The following is a 17,034-nucleotide window of genomic DNA, read 5'->3' as shown; positions in this document are numbered from 1 at the left end:
CACCGGCCGTGTGCGTTTCTCTCCGGTGCCGCGACGGGTGCGTCAGGCGGGGTGCCGGCTGACGGACAGCGTTTCCGGCGGGTGTTCAAGCAGGTCGACGAGTGCGGGCCGTAGCTCGGTGAACCAGACGACGTAGCCGGCTTCGATGAGGTGCAGGTGATCGGCCGACCATTCGGCGCTGAGCGTGCCGTCCTCGGCGGCCAACACCGGCCAGAGATCCAGGTAGCGAGCCTTGACGGTCGGCGCGAACTGGCGCAGGTGTCGGTTGACCGACCGGATCACGTGCACGAATTCCTTCTCCCTCGGGGGCACGGACTGGATGAGCAGCCGGGTGCCGGGCAGCTGCTTGCGCAGGGTGCACAGGATGGTCTCAATGTTGCGCACGATGTACTCGTCCGAACGGTTCCAGCCCACATCGTTGGTACCCACCTGCAGGACGACGGCATCGGGGTCGGCCTGCACAACCTGATCGAGCCGACCCAGGACCTCATCTGTCGTGTCCCCGTTCACGCCGAGGTTCTGCACCTCAAGGTCGGGGAACCGTTCCTCCCATCGAGCGCCCGCGCTGAGACCATCGCCGACGAACACCACCGCACCGGACATCTGGACTCCTCACCGCTTGCTTCCATGATGCGCTCCGCGGTGCACGGTGACTAGGGTCGAAACTGGCAAGGTCCCGTCAGCCGGCTCCCCCTCGAGCTCGCCGGACGGATGAGCGGTCAGCGGGGGGCGGGTCAGGAGCCGATGGCGGCCTCCGCGGTCGTGGCCGCCGGTGGGGCACCGATCGGGGTCCCCGGCTGGGTGGCGAGGGTGGCGCCTTCGGTTTCGGCAGCTTCGGTTTCGGCGGCGGCGGTGATGCGGTTGGCCATGCCGCTGAAGATCACGCCGTGGAACGGCAGGATCGAGAACCAGTACAGCCGGCCGCCGAGTCCGCGCGGGAAGAACACCGCACGCTGGCGGTAAATCGAGCCACCGTCATCCGTGGGCTCGGCACGCATCTCGAGCCAGGCCCGGCCGGGCACCCGCATCTCGGCGCGCAACCGCAGAAAGCTGCCTCGATCGATGCGTTCGACGCGCCAGAAGTCGAGCACGTCGCCGGTCTGCAGCCGGTCGGGATGCCGGCGGCCGCGGCGCAGGCCCACTCCCCCGACGACCTTGTCCATCCAACCGCGCACCGCCCAGGCGAGCGGGAACGAGTACCAACCGTTCTCCCCGCCGATGCTCTCGATGACCCGCCACAGGTCCGCCGGCTTGGCGGAGGTGCGCTTCTCCTTGAGGTCGGTGTACACGAGGTGACCGGCCCAGTCGGGGTCGCTGGGCAGCGGGTTGCTCGATGCCCCTTCCGTCGCGGCGTTCTGCCAGCTGGTTTCCACGTCGCCGTCGCGCACCCGGCCCAGGGCCAGGCGCACGGCCCGGCGATAGGTGGTGAGGCCGCCGGCCGGCGGTGGGATCACCGCGTCGATGTCGTGTTCGTGCATGACGCAGTCGTATTGCAGCGACGCGATTATCGGCACGGCCAGGCTGCGCGGGATGGGCGTGACCAGGTTGACCCACTGCGACGCGAGCCACGGGGTGAGCACCGGCAGTGGCGCGATCGGGCGCTGGTGCAGGCCCGCTTCGACGGCGTAGCCGTTCATCATCTGGCCGTACCGCAGCACGTCCGGACCGCCGATGTCGAAGGTGCGGTTGACGTCCGCGGGCACATCGGCGGCGGCGACCAGGTAGTGCAAAACGTCGCGCACCGCGATGGGCTGGATGAAGTTGCGCACCCACCGTGGCGCCGGCATGTACGGCAGCACATCGGTCAGGTGCCGGATCATCTCGAACGACGTCGACCCGGAGCCGATGACGACCCCGGCCTGGAAGGCGACAGTGGGCACGCCGGAGTCCAGCAGGATGCGGCCGACCTCGGCGCGAGAACGCAGGTGCGGCGAGAGGGTCGGGCTGTCGGGGTGCAGGCCGCCGAGATAGACGATGCGCGAAACCTTCGCCTCGGCCGCAGCGCCGGCCACGTTCCGGGCCGCGGTGCGTTCGGTCTGCTCGAAGTCGCCCCTGGCTCCCATCGAGTGCACCAGGTAGTAGAGCACGTCGATGCCGGCGCTGGCCCTGTCCACCGAGGCCCGATCGCCGAGGTCGCCCTCGACGATCTCGACGTCATCGGCCCACGGCACGTCGGTCAGTTTCTGGGGCGAGCGCACGAGCACCCGCACGGTATGACCGGCCTCGAGGAGTTTGGGAACCAGTCGGCCCCCGATGTAGCCGGTGGCTCCGGTGACCAGTACGCGGCGTGCGGTCTTCTCAATCATTGCGTCAGCCTAGGGGTGGAGTCTGGGCTGGACCTGCATATTCCCAGGCGGCAATCCGGGCCTGTGGATGGATCCGACGGCGACGGCCGGTCTGAGGGAAGATCGCCGGATGATCCTTCGACTCGACCCGCGGTATCCGCTCGTCTGGCGCACGCCGGACACCATCCAGCTGGGCATCGACAGGCCGTTGGCGATCGTACCGGGGGTGACGGCTCCGCTGGAGAGCGTCATCGCCGCGCTCCGGGTGGGGATTCCCCGGTCGGGTGCGCTGATGCTCGGGCGACAGTCCGGTGCGACGGATGCGGCGACCGCCGCCCTGCTCTCCGCCCTGGCCCCCGCGCTGGTCGGCCTCGACACTCAGCCGGCGGAGCCCGGTACCGACACCGTCCCTCTCACAGCCACCTGGTTCGGCAGCAGGAGGGCCACCCCGGTGCACCGCGGCAACCGTCCGGTGGTCTGCGTGGACGGCGCCGGGGCCACCGCCGACCGCATTCGGCACCTGCTGGTCGACCTGGGCATCACGGTTGCGACGCCAGGGCAGCTCCCTGACCTGGCCGTGATCGTGGACCATTTCGTGCTCGCTCCGGAGCGGCACGGTCACTGGTTGCGGCGGGATGTGCCGCACCTGCCGGTGCTGTTCAGCGACGCCGAAGTGCGGGTCGGCCCGCTCGTGGAACCCGGGGCCGGGCCGTGCCTGACCTGCCTGGACCTCGAGCAGGTCGACCTCGACCCGGCCTGGCCCGCGATCGCCAGCCAGTTGCTGCACCGCACGGCACCCACCGAAACGCCCCGGCTGGGCATCGAGGTGGCCTCGACGGCGGCCGGCATCGTGCACGAGCGGGTGTTCGCGTCCTCGAACGAGTTCGCGGCCGCGTCACTGGCGATCGACGCTGAATCGCTGACGGTCAGACGCCGCGCGCACCGGCCGCACGAGCGGTGCGGATGCCGATTTCTGCCAGAAAGCGTGATCGTTCTCGCGGGGAACGCTGCTGGCTTCCGGCCGCGGACCAGCTGAGCGAGAGGCGTTTCCGCGCCCGGGTGACACCCACGTAGAGCAACCGGCGTTCCTCGTCGACCTGCTCGAAGGTGCCGGCGTAGCTGATCGGCACCAGACCCTCGGAGAGCCCCACCACGAACACGGCGTCCCATTCCAGGCCCTTGGCCGAGTGCAGGGTGGCCAGGGTCACCGCGGCGACGGTCGGTTCGTGCTGGCCGGCCTGGCGTTCCATCAGCTCGTCGGTGAACTGACGGAAGGTGGTGCCGGGGGCGGCCTGGTCGACGAGCCCCATGATCGCGTTCAACGCCTCCCAGCGGTCGCGCACCGCGCCGCGGGTTTCCGGCGCGGTCTGGCTCCAGCCCAGGCCCCGCAGCACGTCGCTGACCGATTTGAACAGCGGTTCGCCCATGATCGACACGGATGCCGCGCGCAGCGACATCACCGCCTGCTTAACCTCGGGCAGGTCGAAGAACCGCTTCGATCCGCGGATCTGGAAGCTCACGCCGACATCACCGAGCGCGGTCTCGAGCAGCGCGGCCTGCACGTTGACCCTGTACAACACCGCGATGTTCTCCGGTGGCACCCCGGCTTCGACGAGTTCGAAGATGCTTTGGGCCACCCCGCGGGCCTCGGCCATGTCGTTGGGGTATTCCCGTACGGCGGGCTCCACCCCGGTCTCGGCGACGGCGGCGTGCAGCGACAGCGCGCCGGGCCGGCCGCGCATCAGCTGGTTGGCGGTAGCGACGATGGCGGCCGTTGACCGGTAGTTCTGTTCCAGGCGCACCACTGTGGCGTCCTCGTAGTGCTTGGGAAAGTCGAGCAGGTAGTCGCTCCGGGCCCCGGCGAAGGAGTAGATGGTCTGACTGGCATCGCCGACCACGCACAGGTCCCGCCGGTCGCCGAGCCACAGTTTGAGCAGGTCGTACTGCAGCGGGGAGACGTCCTGGAACTCGTCGACGACGAAGAACCGGTACTGCTCACGCACCTGCAGCGCCACGGAGGGTTCGGCTTCGATCATGCCGGCCATGGCCAGCAGCACGTCCTCGAAGTCGATCTGTTTGCGGTCGTCCTTGAGCCGTTCGTAGCCGGCCTGCATGTCCAGGGTCTGGTCGATGTCGAGCCGGCCGGGCAGGGCACGGTCGGCGGTGGCGTACTGGTCCAGGCTGAGGCCGCTGGTTTTGCGCCACTCGATCTCGCCGGCCAGGTCGCGCAGGGTGGCGGTGTCCAGCTTGAGTTTGAGGACCTCGGCGGCGTGACCGAGCAGCCGGCCCTTGCCCTCGAGGATGCGGGGCGCTTGGCCGCCGACGACGTGCGGCCAGAAGTAGTTCAGCTGGCTCAGCGCGGCCGCGTGGAAGGTGCGCGCGGCGACGCCGCCGGCGCCGAGCTGGCGGAGCCGGCCGCGGAGCTCCGCGGCGGAGCGGGCGGTGAAGGTGAGCGCCATCACCCGGTTCGGCGAGTAGGCGCCGCTCATCACGCCGTAGGCGATGCGGTGGGTGATGGCGCGGGTCTTGCCGGTGCCGGCGCCGGCGAGCATGCAGACCGGCCCGATCAGGGCTTCGGCGGCGATGCGCTGTTGCTCGTCGAGTCCGGTGAGCAAGGACTCGGCGGTGGGGGTCAACCGGTCAGACACCGGGCTGCTCCGGCTGAGCCAGCCAGTCGTCGAGGAGTGCGCGGGCGATCGACGATGGGCCGGGCAGCATGATGCCGTTTTCGGGGTCGGCGAGCTCGGCGCGGCTGAACCAGCGCAGATCCAGGATCTCGGTGCCGTCGGGTACCAGAGAGCCGGCCTGCTGGCTATCGGCCAGACGGGCGGTGAAGCCGACCATGATCGACGCCGGAAACGGCCACGGCTGCGACCCGCGGTAGACCGGGTCGGTGACCCGCATGCCGGATTCCTCGAACACCTCACGCACCACGGCGGACTCGAACGATTCGCCGGGTTCGACGAAGCCGGCCAGCAGCGAATACCGGTTCGCCTCCCACATGGCGTTGGAGCCCAGCAGCACCCTGTCGCGGTCGTCGGTGATCAGCACGATCACGGCCGCGTCGGTGCGGGGGAAAATCTGGCTGCCGTCCTCGGGGCAGTGTCGCACCCAACCGGCTGTGGTCACGTCGGTCGCCGCGCCGCAGCGCGGGCAGTGCGGGTGCGAATCGTGCCAGTGCAGGATGCCGAGGGATTCGGTGAGGATGCCGGTGTCCCGGTCCGAGAGGAGGGTGGCGTAGTCGCGCAGGCCCACCCACCTCGACGCGTCGGGTTCCAGCGCGGCGGCCTGGTCATCGTCCAGCGGCACGGCCACGAGCGGGGTGCCGACGGGTTCGGCGGCGTCGGCGTCCAGCGACAGGCCGAGGTAGACCCGCAGGGCGGCCGCCGGGTCGATGGTGAGATCGGCCGGCTCGAGCAACAACAACCGGGGCCGGTCGTTCCCGGCGGCGGCGGCGAGCAGCACGGTACCGCGCCAGAGCGGCAGAACCCGGGTGCCGGCATCCGCCCAGAGCCGCTCGAACAAATCGGGTTGGGCGCGGGCGTCGTTGTCGCGATCAACGGCGTGCCTGGACAGTGGCAGCGTGGCCGTGAACCTGAACGACATGAGACCCCTCAAAAATCGGGCAACACGTGCCGAAGTTGTCTGCAGGCGTGGCGAATGGCCTCACCGGGAGGAACTCGACCTAACCTAGTAGGCATGGCCAGATCCCACCTCACTCTAGCCGCGTTGGCCACCAATGCAGTGCCGGAGCTCGACGTCGCCCACGCCCGAAACCACAGTCTCGGCGGCGGCGGGTTGTTCGACTCTGCCTTGCTGATCACCCGCGATGAGAAGGAACTGATCATCAGGGTTCCCACGTCGCAGGCGGCCGAAACCGAGCAGTCAGCCGACCTCGTGGCGTTGCGCGCTCTGACGACGGGCAACCGCAGCAGGCTGCCGTTCGACGTGCCGGTGTTCGTGGGCCAGGCGCCGTTCGAAGGCACCAGGGCTGTGGTCTACGAGCGTCTGCCCGGCGCCTCGTACGATGCGGATGCGCTCACCGGGCATGAGGGAGTGTCCGGGTCGATCGGCCGCGCGATCGCCGCCATCCACGGGCTGCCGTCGGCATTCATCGGCGACGCCGGCCTCGTGCAGCAGAGCGCCCAGGATTGCCGCACCGCCACCATCGACCTGATCGACCGGGCCGCGAACACCGGCAAGCTGCCCGCAGCGCTGCTGCGGCGCTGGGAACTCGCCACCGACGACAACGCTCTCTGGCAGTTCGCGCCGACGGTGATCCACGGGTCACTCACCGCGGAGTCCTTCCTGATCAGCGACGACGCCGTGTGTGGGGTGCTCGGCTGGTCTGGACTCTGTGTCGGCGACCCGGCCCGCGACCTGAACTGGTTGCTCGCCGCGCGCGGTGACGCCGCCGAGACTGCCGTGGCCACCTACACCGCAGCGCGGCAGGGCAACGACCCGCTGATCACCCAGCGGGCGATGCTCTACGCCGAGCTGGAACTGGCCCGCTGGCTGCTGCACGGCGTCGACACCCACGACGAGGCCATCGTCGACGACGCGGTGTCGATGCTGGACGGTCTGGTCGACAACGTGCACAGCCACACCATGAACTCGCTCTCCCCCGATACCGGGCCCATCCTCAGCGTCTCCGACGTCGAGTCGATGCTCAAGGACACCCCGCGCACCCAGGCCACCGGGTCCGCCGGTCGCAACAGCGACGACAACTCCGAGTACGGCACCAGCGAGTTCGCCGACACCGGCTCGTTCAGCAGGGTCACCAGCTTCGACGGCACCGGTTTCGACGGTGCCGGGTTCGATACCGGTTACGGCGACGACTCGACGGGTCCGATCCCCACGGTCGACGGCACGGCAGACGGCCGCGCGGACGACCCGGCCACCGACGACCACGCCGCCAGAAGGTCCTCCTCCGAGTAGAGCCGCTCGGGTGCGACGATGCGGTCGTCCGCGACGAAGTAGAAGACAGCGTCGACGCTGGCCGGGTCGATGCCCTTCCAGCGGGCGTAAGCGAGCCGGTACAGGGCCAGCTGGGTCTGCTTGAGTTCGAGGTCGGCGGCGTCCTTGGGCGCCTTGCCGGTCTTCCAGTCCACCACCTGATAGCCGGTGGGGGTCTTGTAGACGGCGTCGAGTTTGCAGATGAAGACCTGATCACCCAGCACGTGGTGGATCTCGATCTCCACCTCCTCGGGTGCCAACGTCGCCCAGGGTGACCTCTCGAAGGTGGCCTTGAACCGGTCCAGCTGTTCCAGCTCGAGCGGCATCCCGTCACCGGTGTCGATGTCGATGTCGGTGTCGGGGTCCACGTCGAGTTCGTCCGGCCCGACGTCGATGAGGTCGCCGGCCGACGCGCCGGTGGAGCGCTGTTCGACCCAGGAATGGAACAGGGTGCCCAGGCGGGTGGCCCGGTATGGGCGCTCCGGCATCGGCCGGCGCAGCCTGGCGAGCACCGCGGCGGGGTCGTCGACGTAGTCCTTGAACCGGGAGGCCGGGATGCGGGTGGGCACGCCGAGGACGCCGGGTCCGGCCAGGCGTTGGGCGCGTTCGGCCAGCAGCAGGGTCACCTCCCTAGACCAGGGCGTTTCGATGCGGGCGCCGTCGTCTTCGGCATCCGTGCCCGTGTCATCGTGCGCGCGCACCAGGGCAGCGGCGGCCTCGACCACGGGGCGGCGGGTGCCGAGCGGGTCGAACGGCCACACCTCGGTGGCGTCTTGGTCCGTCTGCGGCTTCTCGTCGAACTCGCTGCCCTCCGGCAGGGCGTCGATGAGACCCGCCTCGGCCAGTTCGAGCAGGTACCGGCTGGCCTTCCGCACGGTCGTGCCGCCGCCCCAGAACGCGCCGGTGAGCAGCAACTGCTGCTGGGCGCGGGTGGTGGCCACGTAGATCAGCCGGCGTTCCTCGGCGTCGTGCCGGTCGGCGAGCTGCTCTTTGTACAGCTCGAAATCGATGTCGAACGACATCTGGGTCTCATGGCCGAGGCGTTTGAGTTCCGGCAGCTCCGCCCGGTCGCCCCGGCAGGGGTAGGGCAGTTCACCGAAGCGCAACCAGCCGGAGACCTCGCGGGACGGGGCGGGCAGGTTCTTCTCGGTGAGGCCGGGGATGGCCACATAGTCCCACTCCAGTCCCTTGGAGCCGTGGATGGTGAGGAGCTGCACCGTGCCCGGTTCGGCGGCCTCGCCGCGCGGGCCGAGGTCGTCCTGGCGTTCGGCGCGGGCCAGCCAGCGCAGGAAGCTGGCCAGGGTGCCCTGCTCGTCGCTGTCCAGGAACGCCGAAACGGCATCGTGGAAGGCATACAGGTTGGCCAGGGCCCGGCCGTGGCTCTCGTTGGCGACCAGTTCCAGGTCGAGCAGGGTTTCCTGTTCGATCAAACGCACGAAGTCGAGCAGGCCCAGGCCCGAACGGCTGCGGAGCCAGGCCAGCTGCCGGCCGGCCTGGCGCAGGCGCTGCCGGCCGTCGTCGCTGAAGGCGGCCAGTTGGCCGTGCGATTCGGGTGCGGAGGCCACAAAATCCAGCGCGTCCACGAGCGACCGGCTCTCCTCGGTGGCCACGGAGGCGCGCAGCTTGGCCTTGAGTTCGTCGGTCACGGCCTTCTGCGCCCAGTCGTGCGTGGCCAGCCAGCCCGCCACACCGGAGAGGGCCTGCAGGTCGCGCACGCCGATCCGCCAGCGGCCGCCGGTGAGCAGCCGGATCAGGTCGCTGCCGGCGGACGGGTCGTGCACCACGCGTAGCACGGCGAGTACGTCGGCCACTTCCGGGGTCGACAGCAGGCCGCCGAGGCCGAGCACATGCGCAGGCACACCGTGTTCGCGCAGCACCTCGGCGTAGAACTCCATGTCGCGGCGGGCGCGGAACAGCATCGCGCCAGACTCGGGCTCAGCATCCACGCCGGCCGGCGCCGTGCCGAGCCTGGCGGCGAACCAGCGGGCGATCGCGGCGGCCTCGTCGGCGATGCTCTCGTACATTGCCGCGTCTACTCGGCCGGCGGCCTTGCCCGGCGGCACCTTGAGGGTCTCCACCTGAATGCCGTTGGGCCGGGCGCGCAGCTGCGCGCTCAGGGGCGCGACCAGGGCGTTGGCGGTCTCGAGCACGGTGACCGGGTTGCGCCAGGTGAACGAGAGCGACATCGACGGCGCCTCGGTGTTGGCCAGAGCAGCGAAGTCGGTGGAGAAGCCGAGCAGGTTCGCGGAGCTCGCGCCCCGCCAACCGTAGATGGACTGGTGCGGGTCGCCGACGGCCATCACCGGGTGGTGGGCGAACAGGGTGCGCAACAGCTCGGTCTGCAGCACCGAGGTGTCCTGGTACTCGTCGAGCAACACGATGCGGTACTGCTCGCGGTAGCGGGCCACCACGGCCGGCACCTTGCGGCAGACCTGCAGGGCCAGGGCCACCTGATCGGAGAATTCGATCAGGCCCTGGCGGCGTTTCTCGGCCCCGTAGGCATCCGCCAGCTCGGCCAGCACCGGCAACGGAGCGACGGCGCTGATGGCCTCCAGCACCGAGTCGTAGGCCTTCTTCTTACGCGGGTTACCGAAGGGCAGGTCGGCGAGGTAGCCGAAGCTGTTCGCCAGGCGCGCGAGGTCGTGCGGCACCGGCTCCTCGCCGGGCACGAACGGGGGCGGGTTCTCGGCCAGGGCGCGGCTGAGCGAGAGCACAGCGTCGGTGACGGCGTCGACGCCCTTGCCGAACTGCACGAGCCGGCCGTCGCCGTTGGCCACGACCACCCGGCGGGCGAGCAGCCAGGCGCTGGTTTCGCTGAGCAGCACCGATTCGGGTTCGCGGCCGAGCAGCAGCGCGTTGTCGGTGAACAGCCGGCTGGCGAACGAGTTGTAGGTGGAGACCGCGGGGGCGTTGAACAGGTCGGCGGAGTCGAGGCTATGCATGGAGCCGGGAGCCGGCGGTGCGGTATCCGCATCGGCGCTCGTGGGCATCAGCCCGGCCTCGCTGAGCTGGCGGATGCGATCGTTGATGCGTTCAGCGAGCTCGCCGGCGGCCTTGCGGGTGAAGGTGAGCCCGAGGATCTGGTCCGGCCTGGCATGCCCGTTGGCCAGCAGCCAGAGCACCCGGTTGGCCATGGTCTCGGTCTTGCCACTGCCGGCACCGGCCACCACCAGGGTGGGCGTGAGGGGCGCCTCGATCACGGCCTGCTGCTCGCCTGTGGGCGGGAACATCTTCAGCGCCGCGGCGATGTCGAGGGCGGAGACCGCCCTGTTCTGAGAAGACGGGGTACTCATGAGCTGACCTGCTTGATGACGTGGATCCGGCACGAGCCGTAGGAGCGGGGGTTGAGGCAGTGGTCGGCGATCTCGGCCACGAAGGTGGCGCCGCCCATGCCGGCGGCGTCGTCGGTGACCCTGGTGGTGAAGGCCGCCAGTTCGTCCGGACTGAAGGCCGGCTGGGTGGGATTGCGGTAGTTCTGCTTCTGGGTGCCGGAGGACACGATCACCAGGCGCGCGCCGGCCAGCTCCATGCCGGGTTCGAGGCCGTCGATGACACCGGCCGAGAAAGCCAACTGGTAGGCGCCGAGCTGCGGATGCTCGGCCACCCCGGTGTCGCTGGTCGGGTCGCCCTTGCCGGTCTTCAGGTCCACGATCACGGCGCGGCCGTCCGGCAGCCTCTCCACCCTGTCGATGGTGCCGGAGAGCACGGCGCCGTCCAGTTCCAGGGCGAACCGGCCCTCGGCACTGAGCAGTCGGGTGCCGTCGCGGGCACCGTCGCCGAGGTACGCGGCGAGCCTGTCGGTGAGTTCGCGGGCCTGGGTCTTCTGCACCCTGGACTGCCAGTCGGCGTCGAAGACGAGTTCGTCCCAGCGGGCCTCGACGCCGGCCCAGAGCGCGTCGGCGGTGATCCCGGCCGGGTCCGGCGTGCGGGCCGGGTCGGTGGCGTCCTCCATCACCTTGTGGATGATGGTGCCGAGGTTGGCCGCGGTGCTGGAGTCGCCGCCGCCGATCTGGCCGATCAGCCAGTGCAGCGGGCAGGTTTCGAACGCGCTCATCCGCGACGGCGACACGCGCACGGGTCCGTCGCCGGCCTCGGGATCGTTGAGCGGCCGGACCGTGCTGGCCGGGCGGAGGCCGTACCAGTCGTCGGGTGACGCGCCGGGCACCTTCTCGCCGGCCAGGCGGGCGAGGGTGGCGGCGGCATCCGTGGCCCTGGCCGGCAACACGGCGGGCAGCGCGGCGACGGGGTCGGCCTCGGCCCCGTCGGCGGGCTGCAGCCGGGGTCGCAGGGTCTGGGTGAGGTCCCGGCGGAGGCGCCCGACCAACCCGCGCAGCGACAGCGGGTACCGGGCCAGCGGGGCGGGGTCGGGCTGCGGCAGCAGACGCAGGAACGCGGAGGGCTGGTTCTCGTCGTTGTCGACGGCGGTCACCATCAGCTCGGTGGTGCTGCGGGAGGCGGCCTGGGCGAACATCCGCAGCTCGTCGTGCAGCACACTCGTGCGGGCGCCGGCCGGGTCGGGGGTCTCCCCCGCTGCCAGCAGGGCCAGGTCGCCGGCTCCGAGCAGCGAACCGCGGATGCGCAGGTCGGGCCAGACGTTCTCCTGCACTCCGGCGAGCACGACCAGGTCGAAGTCGCGGCCGATGGTGCCGCTGGGGGTGGACACGAGCACGGACTCGGCCAGGGCGCGGGGGGCGAGGGTGTCTTCGGGCACATCGGTGTCGACGAGGTGTTCGACGAAGAGCACGGGCGGGGCCGCCGGGGTGCGTTCGACGAAACGCTGCGCGGCGGAGAACAGGGCCACGACGGCGTCGAGGTTGTGGTTGGCCTCGTCGGCGTCGATGCCGGTGCCGGTGGACTGCTCGGCCCAGGCCGGGGCGAGGCCGCTGCGCTGCCAGAGGCCCCAGAGCAGTTCCTCGATGGTGGCGCCGGCGGCGTAGGCGGTGCGGGTCTGCCGGAGGTTCTTGGCGCAGGATGCGGCGCGCCGGGCGGTGCGGTTGTCGATGCGCTCGAGCAGGGCCGGGCTGTGGAAGACCTCCACGAGCAGGTCGTCCGCGCTGCGGGCGCCGTCGGCGGTGAGTTCCTCGTGGCTGAGTTCCTGTTGGCGCAGCGCCGCGCGCAGCCGTCGCAGGGTGATCGGGTCGAGGCCGCCGAGCGGGCCGCGGAGCAGGTCCACCGCCGCGTCGGCGTCGAGCGGGCGGCGGCCCAGGGTGATGTCGAGGGCGAGGACGAAGGCGCGCACGGCCGGTTCGTCGCGGAGGGCGGTCTGCGCGGCGGCCACCTGGGTGGGCACCTCGAGCGCGGCCAGCCCCTTGGACAGCGCCGGCACGAGCGCGCCGGTGCGCACGATCACGGCCATCCGCCCCCAGGGCAGGCCGTCGAGCACGTGGCGTTCGCGCAGGCGCCGGGCGATCACGGCGAGCTGGTCGGCGGGGCTGGCGGTGACGACGGTCTGCACGGCGGTCGGCGCTGCGGCGGTTTCCGCAGCGGTCGGTGCGAGCTCGGCACTGGCGGCCGCGCGCTGGGTGCCGGCGGCGGCGGCGCCGATCCGGCCGGTGAACTCGCGGATGACCGCGCGCAGCTCGGTGCCGTGCCGGTACACGGTGTCGAGGGTGAGGGTGGTTACGTCGGGCAGCCGCAGGTAGTGGCCGAGCCGGCCGAGGGCATCCGGGTGGGCGCCGCGGAACGACCCTGTGCTCAGGTCGGGGTCGCCGAACGCCACGATCGTGACACCACGGGCGGCGAACTGGGCCAGCAGGGCCAGGGTGGACTCGGTGGCCTCCTGGGCGTCGTCGAGCACGATGAGTTTGAGCGCACCGAGCGGGCCGAGCGGGTTGCCCGGCGTCACGGCGGCCAGGGTCGTGGGTCCGGCGGTGCCCGCCGGCCTGGCGGGCAGGCGCGGGGCATCCTGCACGATCGCCGCGGCGAACTGCACGAGCTCGGTGGAGTCGAACTGGCCGGGCCGGCTCTGGTCCTTGATGTCCTGGTAGTCGTCGATGAAGGCGGCCGCGGCGGCCCACTCCGGGCGGTCGTTCGCGGCGGCGAGGGTGGCCAGCCGTGCCGGGGTGACGCCGTACTCCACGGCGCGCATCATCAGGTCGCGCAGTTCGGTGCGGAAGCCGCGCAGACTGCGCACCTCGGCGTCGAGCGGGCTCGGCCAGGCCGGTCCGGTGCCGGAGGCGATGTCGCCGGCCAGGATCTCGGCGATGATCTGGTCCTGCTCGCCGCCGGTGAGCAGGGTCGGGCTGGTGCGGCCGGCCGCCACCTCGGCATCCCGCACGATCTGGAAGGCCACGGAGTTCATGGTTCGAGCCAGCGGGCCGTTGGTGGGCACCCTGAGGCGCAGGGCCAGCCTGTCGCGAAGCACGGTGGCGCCGGTGCGGGTGGGCACCAGCACCAGCACTTCGCTGGGCGAGATTCCGTGGGTCAGCACCCGGTCGGCGACGAACTCGACGAGGGTGTGGGTCTTGCCAGAGCCCGGGGCGCCGATCACGGCGGCCGACCTGTCCAGGCCCAGGCGCAGGACGGCCTCCTGGGAGGCATCCAGGCCGAGGGTACGGCCGGGCACACCCGGTTCGGCCGACCACGCCGGTGTCTCAGCAGCGTCGGAGACGTCGGGATCGTCGAGCAGTTCGGACACCGGGTTCATCACGGTCCAACGGTAACGGGTTGCGCCGACAGTGAACGTGGCGGGCCGAGCATGGGGCATGTCGTAATCTGAGCGGGTAGGCAACCGAAAGGCGCATCCGTGGACATTCGCATTGGCATTTTCAACTCCCCCCGGGAGATCAGCTTCGAGACGGCCCAGCCCGCCAACGAGATCGAGGAGACCGTCGCGGCCGCCCTCGCGGGGCAGACCGGGTACCTCAAGCTCAGTGACAAGAAGGGGCACGTATACATCGTCCCCACCATCGGCCTCGCCTACGTCGAGCTGGGCTCTGAGTCCTCCCGCCGCGTCGGCTTCGTAGCCTAAACCTGCGATGGAGCTCCTGTTCGTCGCCCTCGGCGGCGCGCTGCTCGGGCTGGCGGCTCGGTACGCCCTGCCCCGTCGCCTCACGCACGGTTCCGTGTTGGTGCCGGCGGTGGGTACCGGTGTCGCGTCGCTGGTCTGGGTCGTGCTGACCTGGCTCGGCTGGGCGTGGGACGGCGGCTGGATCTGGTGGGTATCCTTCGTGGTCGCTGCGATCGCCGCCGTCGTGGTGGATGTGGTTCTGGGCCGTCGCCGCGAGGCCGCGGACCTGGCGATGCTGCACAGGATCAGCAGGACCGGGCTGCCGGCGTAACGTCAGCTGACGAAAAGACCCTCATCGATCTCGATGAGGGTCTTTTTCGCATGGCCGCGAGCGGATGTCACGCGGTGAGGCCGAGGCCGTCCATCCGGCGGGTGTGCGCGGCGATCAGCTCGGTGAAGACCGGTTCGATGCGGGAGTCCTGCGTCACCGCCATGGCCGATCGTGCCACGAGCAGGGTGTCGCCGACCAGGCGTCGACCCCACAGTGCCAGGCGGGATTCGAGCGCCGGCTGCGCGGCGATGGCCGCGGCCAGCTCGTGCACCAGGACGTCGGCACCGCCGTGCTCGCCGAGCAAGTGGGCGATGCGCGGGCCGACATCGCCGGGCAACGCGTCGGAGAGCCTGATGAAGAAGTCGTCGAGCAGGCCGCCGGTCAGGTAGCAGCTGAGCAGCAGCTCCTGCCAGTCCTCGCCCGCGGTGATCGCGCGAAAGTTATCCAGTGCGGGAACGAACGGGCCCATCACACTGGCCGGTTCACCATCACGACGGCGGATCTCCTCGATGAGTCCGTGGTGCTTCGACAGCGCACGCCCGGCGGCCAGGCTCAGGCCCTCCTTGGCGGCGAGGGTGGGCGCCGTGATGACCGCCGTCGACAGGCTCTCGAACATGCCCAGTTCGAAATAGGCGGCCTGCCCGAGGTAGGTGAGCAGGTCCGGCACCAGTTCGGTGATGTCCACCTTCGTGGTGGCGCGCCGGTCGCCCCGGGCCGACAGCCGCGGCGTCTCTGCCCGTTTCGGGCGTTCACCTAACCAGGAGATCACTTGCCAAGCATAGGTCCACGTCCCCGGCTTCGTTGCGAATAACGTGCCTGGTGCGGTGCGCCCACGGGCTGTTGCCCAGGGCCGCACTATAGTCTGGTGTCATTCACCGGCGCAGGATCGGTGGACTTGCGCCTGAGGCAAAGACGGGCGCATCCCGCTTCGAGCTAGACAGGCAACCATAACGTGACCTTTTCCGAACTCAATATCGACCAGGACATGGTCGAGGCTCTCGCCGCCAAGGGCATCCTCGAACCGTTCCCCATCCAGACCCAGACGATCCCCCTCGCCCTCAGCGGCCAGGACATCATCGGCCAGGCCAAGACCGGCACCGGCAAGACCCTTGGCTTCGGTCTGCCGCTGATCCAGCGTCTCGGCCTCAACCCCGAGCCCGGTGTGCAGGCGCTCGTCGTCGTGCCCACCCGCGAGCTGTGCGTCCAGGTCAGTGAAGACCTCGAACTCGCCGCGAGCAACCGTGGCACCACCATCGTCTCCATCTACGGCGGCAAGGCCTACGAGGGCCAGATCGAGCAGCTCAAGGCCGGAGCGCAGATCGTCGTCGGCACCCCCGGGCGCCTGCTCGACCTCGCCAGCCAGCGCCTGCTCAGCCTCGCTAACGTGCGCGAGATGGTGCTCGACGAGGCCGACAAGATGCTCGACCTCGGCTTCCTCGCCGACATCGAGAAGCTGTTCTCGCAGACGCCGTCCACCCGCCACACGATGCTGTTCTCGGCCACCATGCCGGGCCCGATCGTGGCGCTGGCCCGCCGGTTCATGACCAAGCCCATCCACATCCGCGCGAGCGACCCCGACGAGGGCCTCATGCAGGCCAACATCGAGCACCTCGTGTACCGCGCGCACAACATGGACAAGGACGAGGTCATCGGCCGCATCCTGATGGCAGAAGGTCGCGGCAAGACCGTGATCTTCACCCGCACCAAGCGTGCCGCCGCCAAGCTCGTCGAAGAACTCGGCGACCGTGGCTTCAACGCCACCGCCGTGCACGGCGACCTCAACCAGGAGCAGCGCGAGCGCGCCATGGCGTCGTTCAAGGCCGGCAAGAAAGACATCCTGATCGCCACGGATGTCGCCGCGCGCGGCATCGACGTCGACGACGTCACCCACGTGATCAACCACACGATCCCCGAGGACGAGAAGGCCTACCTGCACCGCGTGGGTCGCACCGGCCGCGCCGGCAAGACCGGCATCGCCGTCACCTTCGTGGACTGGGACGACATGCCCAAGTGGACCCTGATCAACAAGGCCCTCGACTTCGGCACCCCGGAGCCGCAGGAAACCTACTCCTCGTCGCCGCACCTCTACACCGACCTGAAGATCCCCGCCGGGTCGAAGGGCCGCCTGCGTGCGACCCCGATCAAGGAGGCCGTCGCCGGCGCACCCGCCGGACGCGACTCCGGTCGTGGCGGCCGCAGCGACAGCCGTTCCGGTGGTCGCTCTGACGGTCGCTCCGCCGATCGCTCCGGTTCGGGTCGCTCCGCCGACCAGGCTCCCCGCACCCGCGTGCGCGTGAGCTCGACCACCAACCCGGATGCCCCCGCCGCCACCCCGGCGGCCGGCACCCACGACGGTGGCGGCTCAGAGCACCACGACGGCAACAGTGCGCCACGTCGCCGCAGCCGCACCCGCCGCCGCTCCCCGCAGGCACCCACCGCATAGCGGGCTCTGCACACCGACTTGCCGCAAACGGCCCCTTGACACCCCGTCAAGGGGCCGTTTGCTTCATCTC

12 protein-coding genes are annotated in these 17,034 nt (G+C 70.3%); 5 read left to right on the top strand and 7 right to left on the bottom strand.

Annotation, left to right across the window (positions count from 1 at the left end; genetic code table 11):
* Positions 1–42 precede the first annotated feature (42 nt).
* Both B7495_RS05255 and B7495_RS05250 read right to left on the bottom strand, forming a co-directional pair.
* Entirely contained in the window at positions 43–603 is a 561-nt protein-coding gene (locus B7495_RS05255; protein WP_088455645.1) for a GDSL-type esterase/lipase family protein, read from the bottom strand.
* Between the two features lie 131 nt (positions 604–734).
* Complete coding sequence (locus tag B7495_RS05250; RefSeq protein WP_088455644.1) at positions 735–2,306, bottom strand: SDR family oxidoreductase; 1,572 nt, start codon at positions 2,304–2,306, stop codon at positions 735–737.
* Positions 2,307–2,415: 109 nt separating this feature from the next.
* Between B7495_RS05250 and B7495_RS05245 the strand changes: the two genes are divergently transcribed.
* Positions 2,416–3,321 carry a TOMM precursor leader peptide-binding protein gene (locus tag B7495_RS05245; protein ID WP_088455643.1) on the top strand — a complete coding sequence of 302 codons (906 nt, stop codon included), beginning with the start codon at positions 2,416–2,418 and terminating at the stop codon, positions 3,319–3,321.
* Here B7495_RS05245 and B7495_RS05240 read toward each other — a convergent pair.
* Together B7495_RS05240 and nudC are read right to left on the bottom strand one after the other, a co-directional pair.
* Entirely contained in the window at positions 3,212–4,933 is a 1,722-nt protein-coding gene (locus B7495_RS05240; protein WP_240632416.1) for an ATP-dependent helicase, read from the bottom strand. The genes B7495_RS05245 and B7495_RS05240 overlap by 110 nt on opposite strands.
* Positions 4,926–5,891, bottom strand: a complete 966-nt coding sequence (gene nudC, locus B7495_RS05235) for an NAD(+) diphosphatase (protein WP_088455642.1) — start codon at positions 5,889–5,891, stop codon at positions 4,926–4,928. The genes B7495_RS05240 and nudC overlap by 8 nt, the downstream gene beginning before the upstream one ends.
* Before the next feature lie 93 nt (positions 5,892–5,984).
* Here nudC and B7495_RS05230 point away from each other — a divergent pair, with 93 nt between their 5' ends.
* Positions 5,985–7,223: a phosphotransferase gene (locus B7495_RS05230; protein WP_088455641.1), complete on the top strand. Its 1,239-nt coding sequence runs from the start codon at positions 5,985–5,987 to the stop codon at positions 7,221–7,223.
* Here the strand turns inward: B7495_RS05230 and B7495_RS05225 are convergent.
* Together B7495_RS05225 and B7495_RS05220 are read right to left on the bottom strand one after the other, a co-directional pair.
* On the bottom strand, positions 7,112–10,534 hold the full coding sequence (locus B7495_RS05225) for an ATP-dependent DNA helicase (RefSeq protein WP_088455640.1): 3,423 nt from the start codon (positions 10,532–10,534) through the stop codon (positions 7,112–7,114). The genes B7495_RS05230 and B7495_RS05225 overlap by 112 nt on opposite strands.
* The gene (locus tag B7495_RS05220; RefSeq protein ID WP_240632415.1) at positions 10,531–13,947 is read right to left on the bottom strand and encodes a UrvD/REP family ATP-dependent DNA helicase; all 3,417 of its coding nucleotides are present in this window, start codon (positions 13,945–13,947) and stop codon (positions 10,531–10,533) included. Before B7495_RS05220 ends, B7495_RS05225 begins: the two co-directional genes overlap by 4 nt.
* Before the next feature lie 39 nt (positions 13,948–13,986).
* Here B7495_RS05220 and B7495_RS05215 point away from each other — a divergent pair, with 39 nt between their 5' ends.
* The gene (locus tag B7495_RS05215; protein ID WP_088455638.1) at positions 13,987–14,211 is read left to right on the top strand and encodes a DUF3107 domain-containing protein; all 225 of its coding nucleotides are present in this window, start codon (positions 13,987–13,989) and stop codon (positions 14,209–14,211) included.
* Between the two features lie 7 nt (positions 14,212–14,218).
* Positions 14,219–14,521 (top strand): hypothetical protein, encoded by a 303-nt coding sequence (locus B7495_RS05210; RefSeq protein WP_088455637.1) that lies wholly within the window; start codon positions 14,219–14,221, stop codon positions 14,519–14,521.
* Between the two features lie 67 nt (positions 14,522–14,588).
* Here the strand turns inward: B7495_RS05210 and B7495_RS05205 are convergent, their stop codons facing one another.
* The gene (locus B7495_RS05205; RefSeq protein ID WP_240632414.1) at positions 14,589–15,290 is read right to left on the bottom strand and encodes a ferritin-like fold-containing protein; all 702 of its coding nucleotides are present in this window, start codon (positions 15,288–15,290) and stop codon (positions 14,589–14,591) included.
* 183 nt (positions 15,291–15,473) lie between these two features.
* On the opposite strand from B7495_RS05205, the gene B7495_RS05200 reads away from it, so the two are divergent.
* Positions 15,474–16,964, top strand: a complete 1,491-nt coding sequence (locus B7495_RS05200) for a DEAD/DEAH box helicase (protein WP_088455636.1) — start codon at positions 15,474–15,476, stop codon at positions 16,962–16,964.
* Positions 16,965–17,034: the final 70 nt, after the last annotated feature.

Source organism: Cryobacterium sp. LW097 (assembly GCF_002205495.2).
GTDB lineage: Bacteria > Actinomycetota > Actinomycetes > Actinomycetales > Microbacteriaceae > Cryobacterium > Cryobacterium zongtaii.
Note: the sequence above shows the minus strand (reverse complement) of the source record. Positions and strands in the feature narration are given on the sequence as shown.